Consider the following 15,832-nt stretch of genomic DNA (forward strand, 5'->3'; position numbering starts at 1 on the left):
ATGTCAGAAGTAAAAAAGGGAACAGAAGTAAAGAAATGGGATGAGGTAAATGGAGCTTCCGGAGAAATTCTGGAGGCTTTTCTTTCCTCGGAAGCGGATGGATATGCCATCTTGCAGATGAATGATTCTGCGGAAGGGATGCAGTTTATGCGATATGATTTTGTGCAGTCGCAGGGATTCAATCCGGAGATAAATTTCTATGATACGGTGTACGCAGGTCCACTTAATACACAGTCGCAGGATATTGATTTGATTTTGGATAATCTGTTTATGCGATTCAATGTGGAGAGACCGGAGGACTTTACCGGTCACAGCTTATCTGTCAGTGATGTAATTGCGCTGAAACGACAGAATGAAGTGAAGTATTACTATGTGGATTCCGTAGGATTTAAGGAACTGCCGGGTTTTGATTCCGGCAGAAATCCACTCCGTAGTATTGAGGACATGGTGGAGCAGAATGATAACCAGCTGGATGGTGTTATCAATAATGTTCCTGCTGAGACGGTTGCAGAAAAAGAAGCGAAGTCATCCGTGATTGAAAAGCTGAAAGCAACAGCCCCGGAGAAGCACTGCTCCAAGTGCCACCGTCCAAATGACAGGGAGGCGAGATAATGCCACCGGAGAAATCGAAAGGAATATATATCAAGGTTTCTCCGAAAGAGATGCAGGCAATTCGCGAGCGCATGGAGGGTGTAGGCATTCAGAATATGAGTGCCTACATGCTCAAGATGGCAATGAACGGATTTATCATTCAGCTGGACATGTCGGATATGAAGGAAGTGCTGCGGCTCATGAAGATTAACAGTAACAATCTCAATCAGTATGCGAAAAAGGCAAATGAAACCGGGAGCATTTACAAGGAAGACATAAAAGAACTGCTGGGAATGCATAAGGAGTTGCTACAAATGCTGGGAGAAATGTTGGAGCGATTAGGCAGTATTGAGTAAAGGCAGGTGAGAGGATTGGCAGCTACACGACTGATAGTGATGCATGTGAATAAGGGAAAAACCATAGCGCAGTGCCTTAAAGACAGAACGGATTATGCTATGAATGAGGAGAAGACGGACCAGGGTACTTATGTGTCTTCCTATGCCTGCAATGCTGAGATAGCGGACAAAGAATTTGCAGAATCGAAAAGGGAATATCTGCGGATAACCGGGCGTAGGCCAAAGGGCGACATCATCGCTTATCAGATTCGCCAGTCCTTTAAGCCGGGAGAAATTACACCGGAGGAAGCAAACCGTGTGGGCTATGAAACGGCGATGCGCTTTACCAAGGGAGAGCATGCTTTTATCGTAGCGACGCATACGGATAGGGCGCATATTCACAATCATGTGATTTTCAATTCCACCAATTTGGATTGTGACAGGAAATTCAGAGATTCGTGGTTTATTGCTTTGGCGTTACAAAAGCTCAGTGACTTGATTTGTTTGGAGCATGGACTGTCTGTCATCAAACCAAGGAAACCGGGCGAAAGAGAAAAGCGAACTACTTATCCTAAAAAGGAGAGTATTCGAGCAAGGATTTGTGAGGATATAGACGCAGTCCTTGCTAAAGAGCCGGCAGATTTTGAAGAGTTTCTGAGGATGCTCAAGGAACAGGATTACGAAATCAAGCGTGGCAAGCATCCAGCAGTGAAGGGGAAAAGTCAGAAACGTTTTATCCGATTCAGGTCCTTTGGTGACGGATACACACCGGAGGATATTGAAAAACGTATCAGAGGCGAAGCGGAGCCGGAGCGTGCAGATGATGCACCGAAGAAACGCTGGAGCAAGCCGAAGCGTGATTTTGATTTGCTGATTGATATTCAGGAGAAGCTAAAGCAGGGAAAGGGCGGAGGCTACAAACGCTGGGCGACCGTTTATAATATCAAGCAGATGGCACAGACACTTCTCTTTTTACAGGAGAAGGATATCCGCAGCTACGATGTTTTGAGCGAAAAGGCGAACGGTTCCTCTGCAAGATTTAATGAGTTGTCCCAGGCCATTAAGGATGCAGAGAAGCGACTTGGAGAGATAGCGGTTCTTAGGACGCATATCATTAACTATGCCAAGACCAGAGAGGTATATGTGGCATATCGCAAGTCGGGATACAGTAAGAAATTCTTCGAAGAGCATCGTGAGGAGATAACACTTCATAAAGCTGCAAAGGATGCTTTCAGTAATTTGCCGGATAAAAAGATTCCGAAAGTAAAGGAGCTGAATGCAGAATATGCGGAAGTGTTGGCGAAAAAGAAATCTGCGTATGCAGAATATCGCCAAGCGAAAAAGGAGATGCAGGACTATGTAACAGCCAAGCATAACATAGACGCTTTCCTTCGAGCGCAGGAGAACGAGCAAGAGCGAAAAAAGCAAAGAGAGGCAAGATAACATTAGGGCAATTATCGGAAAAGTTACAATCCGGTAGTTGCCCGCTTTTTTTATTTTCTGCGATTGCGAAAGTATCAGCGTTCACAAAGTGAATGCGTAGCCTGACGACTAAGTTGGCAGTTCTGAGGGGATTGGGGATACGCCACAACGAGCGAAAATGCATGAGGTATATACGAATGCACTGCTCGCCACTTTGTGAAAATATCAGATTTTAGATCAGATTTTGGACGTAGAAGTCCGTTTTATAGGACACTTAATCTGTTAGGATTATACCATCGAAGATAACAACAAACCAAAGAAAATTAAAATGTTATCAAAAAGGAAATGATTTTTTGCAGGTGCTCTTTTTGAGCAGGAAGGAGTTCTTATGAGTGAATATAATCATGAAAATCGGTGTCCTGAATGTGATGGAACGGGAGGTCACCACTATCCGGGATGTACGTATGAAGGGACGGAAGGAAATTATAGATATTCATCGGGTTCAGGGAATGGAATGTCAACATTTGGTGCAATCCTGTGTGTCATTGGAGGCTTTGTCGGAGTCGCTTTCCTTCTTATGATTCTGAATATTGAGGTTGATGATGTTCCGGCGTTTGTATTGGTGATTCTAATCATTGTCATTACTTCGGTCATTGGTGGCGTGGTAAGTGCAATAAAAGGGAAATAGAGAACAAGGGAGAATACAATGGAACGAATCATTTTCTGGCTAAAGAAAAAGAAAAGAATGAAAATGAGAAAATGTGGCAGGTGTTGCCTGATGTGCCCGTTCTATCTGGAGTGCAGAAACGATGGAGAGCTATAAAAGTTTTCTCAAGGATAGAAATATATGATTTTCGGAAAAGGAGGAAGACGATATGAGTGAAGACAGAGGACATTGTCCGGATTGTGGTGGAAGTGATGGGTTTCATTATAGCGATTGTATTTACGATGGAACTGATGGACCAAGAGGTTATTACTCTGGTTCAAGATGCGGTTCCAGTGATTCAGGCGGAAAGGTCTGGCTCTTCTATATCATTGCTCTCGTTATCGGCTATGGTATCAATGAATTACTTGGATCAATCTTGTTAATCGGAATGATATTCTGGCTTATCGTATGTAAATAAAGACGATCAAATCGAAGGAGGAAATGATTATGAATAGAAATGCAAATGGAATGAGTACAGGAATGGCACTTCTTTGCACCCTTGGAATTTTACTTTTTATTGGTTGGATGATAGATCTGGGTACACCGAAATGCATTAAGAGTGGGTGTGACAATGATGCTAAGGATGGGAGCAGTTACTGCTACTTACATGATAATAGCACATACAGGTATAAGAGCAGCACCTCGTACAGCGAAAGCTCTAAAAGTTCATATGGTTCCTCAACCACAAAGAGTAGTGCAACATCTTCCGGCTCAAAGAGCAGTAGCACTACTTCAAACAGCAAGAAAACTTGTTCATCCGGCAGCAGTTCTTCAAAAAAGAATCACAGTTCTATGGATTCTTATGATGATGGCTACAATGCGGTTTATGAGGACGACGATTACGACTGGGAACGCTACTGGAGCGATGATGACTATGCAGCCGGTGTGGATGATGCAATGGAAGATGAAGATTGGTAAAAAATGAGTATTGGAGGATGAGACAAATGAATGAGTTAGTCAAGAAGATAATGGAAAAAAACAGGAAAGCAATCGATGAAAATTTTAAAATTATTATGGAAGATAAGTTGCCAACTGCTGAGTTGATAAAATTAGAATTTGAGAGTATCAGAAGTTTGATTGACTATAGTGAAAAGCTGGCGCTTGAAGGTGAAAGTGCTATTGAAACTTTAGAATAGGTTCTGCTGATAAAAACAGTAAAAGGGAAGGTAGGGTTTATATATGGTAGATGCAAAAGAAATGAAAAAAATACTTCGTGCAAATGGGTACGATTTTATTCGCTGTAAGGGTTCTCATTTTATGTATTCAAATGGGAAGAACACAATAGCGGTAAACAAGGATTTGAACTGTATGGTAGCACGAAGGTTGATAAAACAATATGACTTAGAATATGCGAAATAGGAAGGAAGCAACTATGGATTGGATGGATTTTAACAGAGATGGAGAAGTAGATGGATTTGAAACATATGTAGGATTGCAGATGATGGCAGGCAGTCGACAGGAGGCAATTGCACTGACGGGAGATGATGCCTTCTATACCGGAAGTGATTCTTTGGAAGAGGATGAAGACGAGTTGACAGATGAACTTGAAATGGCTGGGCTCGATGTAGATGAGTTAGCTGATATGGATGAAGATGAACGAAGAGAAGCTTTGGAAGAAGTAGGGATGGATCTGGATGATTATGATAACTTCTAATTTGTAAAGGGCAGGGGACTAATGAGAGTACCTGCCTTGAAGTGTATGTTACGAATTTAATTAAACTACTATTGTGTGCGTTCAATATATTTATTTATATTATGTGGGAGATTTCGATTAACGCCGACGGATGGTTAGGTTGTCGTGTTATATTTATATTTATGTGGATTAAAGGACAATACTTTTCGAATACATTACAATGCCAAAATCCACGGTCAAAATCCAGTTATATGAAGATAGATACAGATTGATTTTGTTCCGAGTTAGGGTTATAATATTGACTGTAATAGTGTTTGATTCAACATTGTAGAAAGGGCAATAAATGGAATATCTATCAATTAGCCAAACAGCAGAAAAGTGGAACATATCAACAAGAAGAATTCGGAGATTATGTACTGAAGGAAGAATTGATGGTGCATACAAGGTTGGTGCATACTGGCTGATACCTGAGGATGCAGAAAAGCCAAAAGATGAAAGAGTAAAAACCGGAAAGTATGCAAAACTCCAGAAAAGAGAAAACGATGGATAGACATACACCTGAACAAAGAAAACGTAATATGCAGGCTATACGAAATAGTGGCTCAAATATTGAACGTAAATTGCAATTAGAACTGTGGCACAGAGGCCTTCGCTATAGAAAAAATGCAAAGGCAGTTTACGGAAAACCAGATATTGTATTTCTTAGAGACAAGGTGGCCGTATTTTGTGATAGTGAATTTTGGCATGGATATGATTGGGAAAACAGAAAAGAGGATTTTAAATCGAACAAAGAATTTTGGATTCCTAAGATAGAGAGAAATATCCAAAGAGATATTGAAGTGACTGAACATCTCAAAGCAGAAGGATGGATTGTACTGAGGTTTTGGGGAAAAGACATATTGAAAAAGACTCAAGAATGCGCAGACGTTGTTGAGCGAACAATAAGAATCAGGAGAGAATATCATGTATAAGAGCATAGATTTATTTGCCGGAATTGGTGGAATCAGAAGGGGATTTGATAATGCATTTGGAGATAATATAGAAACTGTATTTGTATCCGAATGGGATGAACCGGCACAAAAGACATATATCTTAAATTACCCAGGGAGCGAGATAGCAGGAGATATAACACAGATTGATGAAAAGGATATTCCGTCATTTGATATTTGTCTTGCAGGTTTTCCGTGTCAAGCATTTTCGATGGCAGGCAAGCATGGTGGGTTTGAAGACGACTATCATGGTAGATGTAGAGGAACATTATTTCTTGATGTTGCCAGAATTTGTGAATACCATAAACCAAAGGTAATTTTTTGTGAGAATGTAAAAGGATTAACTATTCATGACAGAGGGCGAACTTTTAAGGTTATTAAACAGACCTTTGAAGATTTGGGATATGATGTTTTTGCAAAAGTGCTGAACAGCAAAGAATTTGGTGTGCCACAAAACAGAGAAAGAATATACATTGTATGTTTTAGAAAAGACCTAGGCGTAACTGAATTTCAATTTCCGGAAGGAAAAGATAGCTCCAAGACTATTAGGGATATTCTTGACGAAGCTCCAATTAATTCAAAATATTATTTGTCAACAAAATATATGGATACATTGGTAAAGCATAGGGCAAGACACGAGTCAAAAGGAAATGGATTTGGATACGAAATAAGAAATCTTGATGGCATAGCAGGAACTATTGTTTGTGGTGGAATGGGCAGAGAGAGAAATCTGATTATTGATCATCGAGAACATAGTATGATACCGACAACGCATATTAAAGGAGAAATTAATCGTGATGATATTCGGAAGATGACTCCAAGAGAGTGGGCAAGATTGCAAGGGTTTCCGGACGATTTCAAGTGGGAGTTAGCAGATACTCATATGTATAAACAATTCGGAAACTCAGTTACTGTTAATGTCATTGAAGCTATAGCAGAAGTGATAAAAAAAGAATTAGATAAGAGATGATGAGGTGAGTTGGATGGCAAATAAAGGTGAATGGGGTGAACCATATGCTGCACTTAGAATTCTTGGTGATGGTAAATTATATATTGCAGATAAAAATGGACAAAAAAATCCCAATGAATGGATGAGTGTGTTGGACCTAATACGACATGAAGCAGTTGATAGAGTTGTCACTTATCATGTAAAAGAATTGGGAGATGTCAGTATTGAAATTTCAGTAAATAATAATTTTAAGACATCAATTAATTCTTTGCGTTTTATGATGATGGCAGATAGGCTTTCTTCGGAAATTGTAAGTGGAAGAGGAAGATCGTTTGAAGTATCGGATGAAATTATGGAGTTTTTGAATGAAATAGAAATGCTTCATATCAAAGCAAAGAGTATTGATAAAAGTGATTTGTTTCTATCGATATGCGATCCGCGAGCTTCAATTATTCGTGAACATATTGGCTTTTCAATAAAATCAGAATTCGGTCAGAACCCGACGTTATTTAATACAGCCAAGGCTTCCGCTGTTGTATATAAAGTGGAGGGTATGAATGATGAGTTAATGAATAGCATTAATTCGCTGGTAGATGATAAGGGACATGCTGCGGTAAGTGAAAGATGTAGCATGCTTATTGAAAATGGATGCCAATTGGACTTTGTGGGTTTTCCATATGCACAGCGTGCAGGGTGCGAAGCCTTTAAAGAAAATCTTGATTTAATTGATCCAAGATTGGCAGATGTTGTAGAAAGAATGCTATGGAATCACTTCTTTGAACATTTTCCGAAGAATGATCTTTCGGACGTAACGAAGTATTTAGTCGAGACAAATCCTTGTAATCTTACCAGACCGGAGATAAAGTATCCGTATATGATTAAGTCGTTTCTGTATGCTGCATATTGTGGGATGACAGCATCTACATTATGGAATGGAGAAAGTCAAGTGAATGGTGGATTTATTAAGGTGAGTGCAGAAGGTGAAGTGTTGGCTCATTATGCACTTGAATCAGATGCTTTTAAATCCTATTTATATGATAATTGCTATTTGGAATACCCATCGACAGACGAAGGGCATGGTAACTATGCAAAAGTGTACAAAGAGGGAGAAGAGTTTTTTTTCAGACTAAATTTTCAAATTAGATATAGATAATAGCAGGAGGTCAAAATGGAAAAGAAGGTATTATATGACTTGTTGGATAAGGCAAGTGCTGATAGTAAAAAGTCCTTAAATAAAGAAGAACAGAAAAAGTATAGGTCAATATTGTTTGAAGCGTTAAAGGAGGAGGGAATTAATGATGAAAATGGTAAGCGTCAGACATAATACGTATTGACAGCTACGGCGCCTTCGATCATTTAATGCTGCATTTTGCAGTCATTAAAGAGCTCCAAGGCATCATGCTTTTCATCGCATCTTCGTTTTTCAGATAGTTGCTACCTGGTGCCAGCATCAACAGACACTGCAGGTACATAAACGGATCCAAACCATTAGCTTTGGCAGTTTCCACCAGAGAATAAACACAAGCACTGGCATCGGCTCCCTTAGGCGAGCCTGCGAAAATCCAGTTTTTTCTACCTATCGAAAATGGTCTAATGCTGTTTTCGGCAACATTATTAGAGATTGAGCAGTTGCCATCCTCCAGGTAAGTTTCCAGTTTCGCTTTGTTATCAAGTGCATAGGCCATGGCCATGCCAAGCTTACTCTTTGGCAGTGTTTTACCAATATTATCATCAATGTATTGCCAGAACGCATCAAGAACAGGCCGCTCATGCTTCAGCCGAGCTTCCTTGCGCTCTTTAGAGTCCATATGCTTGAACTTCTTCTCCCACTCGAAAAGCGCACTGCAGTATCGGAATCCAATCTCCGCCAGTGTTTCAACAGATCCTTTGCTCTTTACAGTTATTGCATCCTTGAATCGTCTCCTGACATGAGCCCAACATAGGCATCGCTTCACGGTTTTCAGTCTGTTGTATCCAGAGTGTGATTGTCAATAAAAAAGTCCCAAAAATAGCGGAGAAAATTCCCCACTTTATTTACCCGGGAAAAAGCACCGCTATGGATGCTTTTTCCAGTTTTTTACTGTCTTTTTACACCATGGGTAATACGCCATGCCATAATTCATAATCAGGAATTGCGATATCATTCTTCATAAGCAATAATTCCAGCTCTTTATTACGCTGTTTGAGCAGTTCAGCTTTTCTTTGCTCATCATCAAGCATATCTCTCAGTATATCCGCCGCTTCTATCGCTTCGTTTCGTGTCAGCCTGTTTTCTTTCATCTCATAAATCCCCGCTTTCTTCGGTCTCTTCCATTTCGCTCAAACCTTCCTTTGTTCCATTTCCTGAACTCTCTTTTTTCGGTCTGCCCCGCCGTTTCACAGCGCTGATCCGTTCCCGTTCTTTCATCCGGTAGCTTTCACCTTCTATAGTTATAAAGCTGCAGTGGTGCACAAAACGGTCAAGAATGGCCGTTGCCAGTACCGGGTCAAAAAGAATGCTCCCCCATTCATCAAACTGCTTATTGGAAGTAATGATGGTAGAGGCTGTCTCGTATCTTTTGGAAATCACTTCATAAAGATCGTCCACATTTGTCTGGCCCAGCTTCTTGAGCCCAAACTCATCAATTACCAGCAGATCCGGTGAAATGTATTTCTTCAGTTTCTGGCGGAAAGAGTTGTCCGCACGGGATATGTATAAATCCTCCATCATTTCCGAAAGCGTGGTGAACAGCACCGTGTACCCCTGTTCAATCGCTTTTATGCCAAGTGCGATGGAGAGATGAGTCTTACCGGTTCCGGGAAGTCCGATAAAAGCTATATTTTCTTTTTTCCGGATAAACTCGCAGGTCCCAAGGGCATAGATGACCTGACGGTTCAGGCAGGGCTGCCATGAAAAGTTGAATTCTTCCATTGTTTTATGCTGGGGCATGCGCGAACGCTTCATCCGATCGTTACGTCTGTTTCTTGAGCGGTTAAGATTTTCATCATTTATGAGCAGTTCAAGAAATTCGATATAGGACATCTGTTCCTTTGCTGCCTGTTGGGCCCGCATATCCGCTGTTTGGAGAATTCCGGCAAGATGGAGCTTTTTTATCTTTTCCTGTAAGGAATCATTCATGGGAGATCACCCCCAGTCCTGTCATTTGACGGTAATCCGACAGTTTCCTGATTTTGCTTCTTCCTTCCATGGACAGTTCCTGTTCATCCTCCAGTGGAAGATGGTACAGACCGCTTTCACAGATCTTTTTTACTGCCCGGTAGGTAATGTTTCCATAATGGCATGCCCTTTGGCAGGCCTTGTCTACGGCATCCTCCCCATATTTTTTTCGGAGTGCCAGGATACCGGAAATGCTCCGGTAATGATGGCACTGGTACATCTCCGTATCCTTAAATGCTTCCAGAAATGCCAGCGCGCCTGTCCCCACCTGTGCCATTTTTTCGCGATAGCTTGACAAAAGCTCCTCCTGTGTTATTGTTTTGGTAGATGGGTAATGACTCTTATCCGTCACATGTTCGCCCTTTGCATTCCCGCACAGACTGTGGAGGGCGATCTCTTTTCCGGCATGGTAGATTTTCAATAAATGATTCACTTCGATGACATCCACTTCCATTCCGATATAAGTGTAAGGCACGGAATAATAATTGCCGTCATGAACGATATGGCAGTCTGTCCTTACGGTGGCGGCCCCGGATTTTGAAAAGAGAAAGTCCTGCGCAGGAAGCGGCTTTAAATATGCTTTTTCTGTCTCAAGATATACGGTTTCCGGTTTTCGGCTTGTAGTCCCGTGTATCCGACGGTTTGCCGTTTCTTTCAGCCATGACAGGAGAAACCGCTTTGCTTCTTCGATTTCTTTAAAATCCCGTCCCTTAAAGCAGTTTTCTTTTACGTATCTCACGTTCGATTCTACTTTCCCTTTATCGGTTGGTGTGTATACCCGGCACGGATTGGGAAGGAAGCCATAGTGCCCGGCAAAAGCGGCATAGGTGCGCTGCACGGTCGGCTCATAAAAGTCTGCCTCAACGATAGCAGCCTTTAAGTTGTCGATCTTTACGGTCTGGGGAACTCCGCCAAAGTACCGGAATGCCTCTGTGTGGCACCGGATGAAGGTCTGCACGCTCTGATCCAGAGTAACAGCAACGTACATGTAGCGGGAGTAGCTCAAAGACATGACAAAGATCCATGCTTTGCGCGGTGTTCCATTTACTCTCAAGGTTCCGATATAACCGAAATCTACCTGTGCCTCTTCGCCCGGCAGGGAATGCAGCACCATGTAGGCGTGAGGCTGGGATTTCCTTATTTTTTTCACATAATCGCGCAGGGTGGTATAACCGCAGGCAACGCCGAACTCTTTTTGCAGATCCTGGTGGATGCGGGTAATGGACAATTCCTTGGATAACTGGATTTCTATGTATTCCTTGTATTCATCCAGCATGGACGGCCAGGTTCCCTCCTGTGTTTCCTGTGGCAGCTCCTTTCCCTGCGTTTCTTCTCTGAGCACTTTGCGTACTGTTTTTCTGTCAATGCTAAGCATCTTCCCAATCTGGGTTTTGTTGTATCCTTTCTGATACAGAGTCATGATTGTAGTTTTCATGTCTACCTCCAGCATAATAAAATTTTCCTCCTTATGGGGAGAGTCCTTTGTTACGCTTTCAGTATAACTTGGTCTTTACGTTAGGCATAACAAGGTGGGGAATTTTCTCCGCCAAAAGTGGGTATTTTTATTATGCCATTCACATCCAGAGTAATCATCAGTATGCAGATATCCGTCATATCCATCCAAATACTTGGCGGCATACTCTCCGGACCGGCCAGGTGCGTATCTAAATACCCTAATCGGGTGGATACTGTCTGATCTATTTGCCATGACCCACATGTAAGATTTGGTTTGGTTCTTCCTGCCAGGTTCCTGCAGTACTTGAATTGGAGTCTCATCCATGTGAAGGTGCTTTTCAGTCAAAAGCTGCTTGTTCATATAATCAACAATTGGTGACAACCATGACTCAGATGACTGCAGGATCCAGTTGGATAATGTGCTCTTGGTAAGATTAAGGCCCATTGCCTTCCAGTCTTTCTCCTGTCTGTTTAACGGCACACTCTGCACATACTTCTGGTACATCGTATACGCTATGCTCGATGCTGAAGCATATGAGTGCGGCAATACAGGTGCTGGTACCTTTGGTTCAATAAATGCTGTCTTACCGGTTCTGACTTTACAAGCGGGACATTCGCATGTTTCTTGGTATATGTTTAATACACTCAGCTGAGCAGGTACGAAATTGATCTCTGAACGAACGAACTTCTTACCGACATTCTTAATCTTACCACCACAGGCAGGGCATCCCTGACCGTCAGTGTCGAGCGAATAGATCATTTCCTTAACAGGCAGATTCTCAAAGAAGCTCTTGCGCTTGTAGCCAGCTCTTGTCTTCTTGAGTGGCTGCTCAAAAACCTCTGGTTCTACAGCCTTCGGATCAGCATATGTTTCTGCCTCGTTAAATAAATTTTCAGCCACCTCCTGGATTACAAGTTGACCATCCAGGACGACGGCTGATTTCTCTGTTTTACGACCATATAGTTTTTGTGTAAGATAAGTAACCTGTTCTGTTAATTGAGTTATTTGTTCTGTAAGCTGCTGGTTGGTTTTGCTGAATTCGGCAAGAGCACGATCCTTGTTTTGGATCATCTCCATAAGCATGTTTACATCAATGTTTTGCACTGCCATTACTTAACCAACCCGTCATATTTTCTGGAATTATTATACCATAAAACGGACTGTAAGAGAAGCTTGTAATGCAGATATTTCAGTGCTTTTGCGACTTTTATAATTGTCTGGCAGTCACTGTTGGGATGGCTGTTTTTTGCTCAACACTAAGACCTTCCAGAAGCCATCTATATTGCTGGATCGTGAGTTCTCGCACATCCTCTTCTGAGCGTGGCCACTGGAAACTGCCACCCTCGAGCCGTTTGTACATGAGCAAAAATCCATCGCCTTCCCAGTGCAGCACTTTTATACGATCGCGCTTTCTGCCGCAGAATATGAAGATTGCCTGAGCAAAAGGATCGAGTTTAAACTGCTGCTGTACAAGAGTTGCCAACCCATCTATTTGCTTACGCATGTCTGTATACCCACATGCTACGTATATTTTTGTTCCTGCCGGTAGTTGGTTCAACATTGTGCTTTCAAGGTCGCAACTATGGCAGAGATTGTTGACTGATTTGCACCGTTAAATATTTCAACGCTAATATCGTTAAGCCTGATCACTGCACAGACTCCTGGCTCAGCTGACTGAACAGACGATATAGCAGGTGCTGTTAGCTCTGCGAAAACAGGCTTGCTATTATTACTGGCTACTCTTAGTGCAAGAGCCTCGCTTCTGATTACTCGCAGCCAATAGTAATAACGCGATTCTTTTACATTATTCGAGCGGCACCACTGGCTTACTGGCAGTCCACTTTCGCGACAAGCCGTGATAATTTCTTTCCACTCGCTTACTACTGCATCGTGTTGTATCTTTCGCATATGCCTGATCCTCCGAACTGAGACTTTGTTTTCTTTGTAAGTCTTTGCAACACTTGTAAAGACTCACAAAGACTTCGCTTTGTCTTCAGTTATAGAGAATCTCATTTCTTCGTTTCTGTGTAAATCCGTCGTTTATCGGACGCTTACTGAAAATGTATATTTCATTACCTCCGGAATCAGATTTAAAAGTGCCAATACATTTGCAACTTGGTGTTGTGGATTGCAAAATGAAACGCAATTGGCAGCATATGAGTATTTGACAAAAAGTCGTGCTTTCAACAGTTTGGAAAATGCAGTTAAACTTAGATTTGCATTGATGGTAATAGCTTATTTCATATCAGAGCAAAATAGCAATCAAATTATTGTTTGTGATTTGTTTCATAGTATTGTAGATTATTCACTAAAAAAGGACGGGAAACGATTATCTGATGTCGGAAAAATATTCCAGCACAATTTCATGAATGAATTGAAGTATAGTGCGAAATTGCCTGTTATTGAAGAATTTGGTTTTTCCCAAGAATATACCGTAGCACTAATGGAATTTCTGAATCAAGCGGTTGAAGAGATTTCCCCAAAAGGTGATGAAGAAATAACAAGAAGGAACATATTAAGGGATTGGGTAAGAAAGAATAGTGCAGTAAATGGATTGTCAGATAAAAAGAATGAAAATATCCCAAAAGTTGAGTCTGAAAAGCAGGACGTTTGTAATTCGGGTTTAGATTCAAAAGGAATTATATCGGCAGGAGAAAAGCTGGAGTTTAAAGGACCACTTGCCAAAAAAATCATGGAATTTGCAATGAAGGTTGACGTGTACGAGCAAAGTTTGCAAAAGCTTTCAGATGAAGTTAAGCAAAAAGAAAAAGAACTTGCAAAATGTAAGATGCAAGTAGAAAAAACGGAGGAATTGTATAAATCAAGCAGTGAAGAAAATGCCGAATTGCGTTCCAGACTCCAACAATTAACAGAAGAAATGTCGGAATTGAAAAACAGGGAAAAGGAACTTCAAGACAGAATTAGTCGTCAATCATCAGTAATAGACATTATAGATGAAGACAAGGATCGTTCGATAGTAGAGTTTAAAAACCAAATAGCATCTGCATTAAAGAAAACATATGATGAGTTTGTAATTGCTTTGACAATGGATATGACAGTGGATCTCGGACTTAACATGAGAGATTCATTGGACGATGTATTCAGAAAACTGAAAAAGCAAGGTATTGATATTGAGGGGAGATAATTATGGCTGTTCAATCAAGTTGGTATGGGATTGATTTCGGCACTACAAATAGTGCAGCATCCAGCATGACAGGAGATACGAAGGAAACAGTTAGGCAGATTAATTATGGAGATGATGAGGGAAGACCTTTTCCTTCATTAGTTGCTATAAATAAGGAGACTGGTGAAGTTATTACCGGTCGAGAGGCGAAGACACACAGAAATGAATTAGAAGGAGAGTATGTATACTTTTCATCCATTAAATCAATTATCGCTAATGATGTATCGTATGAGATTGCCGGAAAAAAGTGGACACCAATAGATATTGCTGCCGAGATATTTAAGGGGTTGAAAGAGAAAATAGGTCGAGAAAGAACATGCAGAGAAGCGATTGTAGCAGTTCCGGTAGGTTTCACTGCAGATAAAAAACGTAATCTTCGTGAGGCTGCAAGAAGAGCAGGTATTGATGTGAAAATGTTCGTGAGTGAACCAACTGCAGCATATTGCAGTAACTATGCTGCATTGAGAAGTTATCATCATGTAGCGGTATTCGATTGGGGTGGTGGCACTTTGGATGTCGCTGTTCTGGAAATTGAAGGTGGACGAGTATATGAACTGGCTACAGAGGGAATGCAGATAGCAGGAGATGATATAGATTTGAAGTTGGCCAGAAAAATGCATTTGGAATTTTGTAAACAAAAAGGAATTGCAAAGGCATTTGAAGATATCGACGTTGTTTCAAAGGATATACTGATAGGACGATGTGAAGATGCAAAAATAGAACTAAGTGACGATGAGGATTATGCAAGAATCAATCTGAATAATTATGATGAACTTGGAACAGTAAGAGGTATGATTGAGTATGAGCAATTTAGTGAATTGATTGAGCCGGAGATAAACAAGGCTATGTTTTGTTTGAAATCTGCTATTGAAAAATCAGGACTAAATCGAGCTAATATTGATTGTATCTTATGTGTTGGTGGTTCAAGTAAACTTCGACCTTTAAAGGAGAGACTAATTAGTGAATATGGTGCAGATATGTTGTTCTATCCTAAAATGGTAATGTGGGATATTGCAAAAGGGGCTTCATTAATAAGTATGTCATCAGGAACATATGGATTGAATCAAAACTTGGGACTTATGTTAAGTGATGGAGAGTTCTATACATTACTTAATAAAGGCCAATTACTTCCGTGCAGAGAAAAGAAGATAAGTGTTGCATTGGTTACGGATGAAAAGTTTGCAAAATTTGTATTTACGGATTCGAAAGATGAAAAGTTGCGTTCGTTTGTACAAAATGTAAAAGTGCCAGCAGGTGGTTTTTATGAGGAACAGTTTGTGCTGTCCTGCTTTATTGATGATGACAATTTGTTTAGATTAAAGGTTCAAAGCAGCCAATTTATGAAAACAATTTTACATACATGGACATATGATAAGCTTAAAGTTTTCTATGATTTGGAAGGAAGGTAAC

General features: G+C 40.9%; 23 protein-coding genes. 16 read left to right on the forward strand and 7 right to left on the reverse strand.

Annotation, left to right across the window (positions count from 1 at the left end):
• From V6984_RS02885 to V6984_RS02945, 14 genes are all read left to right on the forward strand, one after another.
• Positions 1-612, forward strand: a complete 612-nt coding sequence (locus V6984_RS02885; RefSeq protein WP_342758311.1) for a YodL domain-containing protein — start codon at positions 1-3, stop codon at positions 610-612.
• Complete coding sequence (locus V6984_RS02890) at positions 612-947, forward strand: plasmid mobilization protein (RefSeq protein WP_342758312.1); 336 nt, start codon at positions 612-614, stop codon at positions 945-947. Before V6984_RS02885 ends, V6984_RS02890 begins: the two co-directional genes overlap by 1 nt.
• A 15-nt stretch (positions 948-962) precedes the next feature.
• On the forward strand, positions 963-2,369 hold the full coding sequence (locus tag V6984_RS02895) for a relaxase/mobilization nuclease domain-containing protein (RefSeq protein ID WP_342758313.1): 1,407 nt from the start codon (positions 963-965) through the stop codon (positions 2,367-2,369).
• 367 nt (positions 2,370-2,736) lie between these two features.
• Positions 2,737-3,036 (forward strand): hypothetical protein, encoded by a 300-nt coding sequence (locus V6984_RS02900; RefSeq protein WP_342758314.1) that lies wholly within the window; start codon positions 2,737-2,739, stop codon positions 3,034-3,036.
• Between the two features lie 187 nt (positions 3,037-3,223).
• The gene (locus V6984_RS02905) at positions 3,224-3,472 is read left to right on the forward strand and encodes a hypothetical protein (RefSeq protein ID WP_342758315.1); all 249 of its coding nucleotides are present in this window, start codon (positions 3,224-3,226) and stop codon (positions 3,470-3,472) included.
• Positions 3,473-3,501: 29 nt separating this feature from the next.
• Positions 3,502-3,972 (forward strand): hypothetical protein, encoded by a 471-nt coding sequence (locus V6984_RS02910; protein WP_342758316.1) that lies wholly within the window; start codon positions 3,502-3,504, stop codon positions 3,970-3,972.
• A gap of 26 nt (positions 3,973-3,998) precedes the next feature.
• A complete protein-coding gene (locus V6984_RS02915) occupies positions 3,999-4,190 on the forward strand; it encodes a hypothetical protein (protein WP_342758317.1) in 192 nt (63 codons plus the stop codon).
• 61 nt (positions 4,191-4,251) lie between these two features.
• Positions 4,252-4,413 carry a type II toxin-antitoxin system HicA family toxin gene (locus tag V6984_RS22290; protein WP_425324246.1) on the forward strand — a complete coding sequence of 54 codons (162 nt, stop codon included), beginning with the start codon at positions 4,252-4,254 and terminating at the stop codon, positions 4,411-4,413.
• A 13-nt stretch (positions 4,414-4,426) separates the two neighbouring features.
• Positions 4,427-4,708, forward strand: coding sequence for a hypothetical protein (locus tag V6984_RS02920; protein WP_342758318.1), 282 nt, complete (start codon positions 4,427-4,429; stop codon positions 4,706-4,708).
• Between the two features lie 322 nt (positions 4,709-5,030).
• Positions 5,031-5,237 (forward strand): helix-turn-helix domain-containing protein, encoded by a 207-nt coding sequence (locus tag V6984_RS02925; protein WP_342758319.1) that lies wholly within the window; start codon positions 5,031-5,033, stop codon positions 5,235-5,237.
• The gene (locus tag V6984_RS02930; RefSeq protein ID WP_342758320.1) at positions 5,230-5,658 is read left to right on the forward strand and encodes a very short patch repair endonuclease; all 429 of its coding nucleotides are present in this window, start codon (positions 5,230-5,232) and stop codon (positions 5,656-5,658) included. Before V6984_RS02925 ends, V6984_RS02930 begins: the two co-directional genes overlap by 8 nt.
• Positions 5,651-6,646 carry a DNA cytosine methyltransferase gene (locus V6984_RS02935; protein ID WP_342758321.1) on the forward strand — a complete coding sequence of 332 codons (996 nt, stop codon included), beginning with the start codon at positions 5,651-5,653 and terminating at the stop codon, positions 6,644-6,646. The genes V6984_RS02930 and V6984_RS02935 overlap by 8 nt, the downstream gene beginning before the upstream one ends.
• 13 nt (positions 6,647-6,659) lie before the next feature.
• Positions 6,660-7,778 (forward strand): HpaII family restriction endonuclease, encoded by a 1,119-nt coding sequence (locus tag V6984_RS02940; protein ID WP_342758322.1) that lies wholly within the window; start codon positions 6,660-6,662, stop codon positions 7,776-7,778.
• A 15-nt stretch (positions 7,779-7,793) separates the two neighbouring features.
• Positions 7,794-7,949 (forward strand): hypothetical protein, encoded by a 156-nt coding sequence (locus V6984_RS02945; RefSeq protein WP_342758323.1) that lies wholly within the window; start codon positions 7,794-7,796, stop codon positions 7,947-7,949.
• Positions 7,950-7,977: 28 nt separating this feature from the next.
• On the opposite strand, the gene V6984_RS02950 is transcribed toward V6984_RS02945, so the two are convergent.
• The 7 genes from V6984_RS02950 to tnpA all read right to left on the reverse strand — a co-directional run bounded on the left by V6984_RS02950 (position 7,978) and on the right by tnpA (position 13,146).
• Positions 7,978-8,580: an IS66 family transposase gene (locus V6984_RS02950; RefSeq protein WP_342758324.1), complete on the reverse strand. Its 603-nt coding sequence runs from the start codon at positions 8,578-8,580 to the stop codon at positions 7,978-7,980.
• Positions 8,581-8,713: 133 nt separating this feature from the next.
• The gene (locus V6984_RS02955) at positions 8,714-8,905 is read right to left on the reverse strand and encodes a hypothetical protein (RefSeq protein ID WP_342755954.1); all 192 of its coding nucleotides are present in this window, start codon (positions 8,903-8,905) and stop codon (positions 8,714-8,716) included.
• A 1-nt stretch (position 8,906) separates the two neighbouring features.
• Complete coding sequence (gene istB, locus V6984_RS02960) at positions 8,907-9,743, reverse strand: IS21-like element helper ATPase IstB (RefSeq protein ID WP_342755953.1); 837 nt, start codon at positions 9,741-9,743, stop codon at positions 8,907-8,909.
• Positions 9,736-11,217 carry an IS21 family transposase gene (gene istA, locus V6984_RS02965; protein ID WP_425324244.1) on the reverse strand — a complete coding sequence of 494 codons (1,482 nt, stop codon included), beginning with the start codon at positions 11,215-11,217 and terminating at the stop codon, positions 9,736-9,738. Before istA ends, istB begins: the two co-directional genes overlap by 8 nt.
• Before the next feature lie 75 nt (positions 11,218-11,292).
• The gene (gene tnpC / locus V6984_RS02970; protein WP_342758325.1) at positions 11,293-12,348 is read right to left on the reverse strand and encodes an IS66 family transposase; all 1,056 of its coding nucleotides are present in this window, start codon (positions 12,346-12,348) and stop codon (positions 11,293-11,295) included.
• A gap of 97 nt (positions 12,349-12,445) precedes the next feature.
• The gene (gene tnpB / locus V6984_RS02975; protein ID WP_342758326.1) at positions 12,446-12,742 is read right to left on the reverse strand and encodes an IS66 family insertion sequence element accessory protein TnpB; all 297 of its coding nucleotides are present in this window, start codon (positions 12,740-12,742) and stop codon (positions 12,446-12,448) included.
• 50 nt (positions 12,743-12,792) lie between these two features.
• Positions 12,793-13,146, reverse strand: coding sequence for an IS66 family insertion sequence element accessory protein TnpA (tnpA, locus tag V6984_RS22295; RefSeq protein ID WP_425324227.1), 354 nt, complete (start codon positions 13,144-13,146; stop codon positions 12,793-12,795).
• Positions 13,147-13,429: 283 nt separating this feature from the next.
• Between tnpA and V6984_RS02980 the strand changes: the two genes are divergently transcribed.
• Entirely contained in the window at positions 13,430-14,383 is a 954-nt protein-coding gene (locus tag V6984_RS02980) for a hypothetical protein (RefSeq protein ID WP_342758327.1), read from the forward strand.
• A 2-nt stretch (positions 14,384-14,385) separates the two neighbouring features.
• A complete protein-coding gene (locus V6984_RS02985) occupies positions 14,386-15,831 on the forward strand; it encodes an Hsp70 family protein (protein ID WP_342758328.1) in 1,446 nt (481 codons plus the stop codon).
• Position 15,832 lies beyond the last annotated feature (1 nt).

The sequence above is a fragment of the Kineothrix sp. IPX-CK genome (assembly GCF_039134705.1).
GTDB lineage: Bacteria > Bacillota > Clostridia > Lachnospirales > Lachnospiraceae > Kineothrix > Kineothrix sedimenti.

What these genes read in the sequence shown, in the direction of transcription:
- V6984_RS02885 (WP_342758311.1), top strand. Translation starts at nt 1, where the DNA reads ATGTCAGAAGTAAAAAAGGGAACAGAAGTAAAGAAATGGGATGAGGTA.
- V6984_RS02890 (WP_342758312.1), top strand. Translation starts at nt 612, where the DNA reads ATGCCACCGGAGAAATCGAAAGGAATATATATCAAGGTTTCTCCGAAA.
- V6984_RS02900 (WP_342758314.1), top strand. Translation starts at nt 2,737, where the DNA reads ATGAGTGAATATAATCATGAAAATCGGTGTCCTGAATGTGATGGAACG.
- V6984_RS02905 (WP_342758315.1), top strand. Translation starts at nt 3,224, where the DNA reads ATGAGTGAAGACAGAGGACATTGTCCGGATTGTGGTGGAAGTGATGGG.
- V6984_RS02910 (WP_342758316.1), top strand. Translation starts at nt 3,502, where the DNA reads ATGAATAGAAATGCAAATGGAATGAGTACAGGAATGGCACTTCTTTGC.
- V6984_RS02915 (WP_342758317.1), top strand. Translation starts at nt 3,999, where the DNA reads ATGAATGAGTTAGTCAAGAAGATAATGGAAAAAAACAGGAAAGCAATC.
- V6984_RS22290 (WP_425324246.1), top strand. Translation starts at nt 4,252, where the DNA reads ATGAAAAAAATACTTCGTGCAAATGGGTACGATTTTATTCGCTGTAAG.
- V6984_RS02920 (WP_342758318.1), top strand. Translation starts at nt 4,427, where the DNA reads ATGGATTGGATGGATTTTAACAGAGATGGAGAAGTAGATGGATTTGAA.
- V6984_RS02925 (WP_342758319.1), top strand. Translation starts at nt 5,031, where the DNA reads ATGGAATATCTATCAATTAGCCAAACAGCAGAAAAGTGGAACATATCA.
- V6984_RS02930 (WP_342758320.1), top strand. Translation starts at nt 5,230, where the DNA reads ATGGATAGACATACACCTGAACAAAGAAAACGTAATATGCAGGCTATA.
- V6984_RS02935 (WP_342758321.1), top strand. Translation starts at nt 5,651, where the DNA reads ATGTATAAGAGCATAGATTTATTTGCCGGAATTGGTGGAATCAGAAGG.
- V6984_RS02940 (WP_342758322.1), top strand. Translation starts at nt 6,660, where the DNA reads ATGGCAAATAAAGGTGAATGGGGTGAACCATATGCTGCACTTAGAATT.
- V6984_RS02945 (WP_342758323.1), top strand. Translation starts at nt 7,794, where the DNA reads ATGGAAAAGAAGGTATTATATGACTTGTTGGATAAGGCAAGTGCTGAT.
- V6984_RS02955 (WP_342755954.1), bottom strand. Translation starts at nt 8,905, where the DNA reads ATGAAAGAAAACAGGCTGACACGAAACGAAGCGATAGAAGCGGCGGAT.
- istB (WP_342755953.1), bottom strand. Translation starts at nt 9,743, where the DNA reads ATGAATGATTCCTTACAGGAAAAGATAAAAAAGCTCCATCTTGCCGGA.
- istA (WP_425324244.1), bottom strand. Translation starts at nt 11,217, where the DNA reads ATGAAAACTACAATCATGACTCTGTATCAGAAAGGATACAACAAAACC.
- tnpC (WP_342758325.1), bottom strand. Translation starts at nt 12,348, where the DNA reads ATGGCAGTGCAAAACATTGATGTAAACATGCTTATGGAGATGATCCAA.
- tnpB (WP_342758326.1), bottom strand. Translation starts at nt 12,742, where the DNA reads ATGCGTAAGCAAATAGATGGGTTGGCAACTCTTGTACAGCAGCAGTTT.
- tnpA (WP_425324227.1), bottom strand. Translation starts at nt 13,146, where the DNA reads ATGCGAAAGATACAACACGATGCAGTAGTAAGCGAGTGGAAAGAAATT.
- V6984_RS02985 (WP_342758328.1), top strand. Translation starts at nt 14,386, where the DNA reads ATGGCTGTTCAATCAAGTTGGTATGGGATTGATTTCGGCACTACAAAT.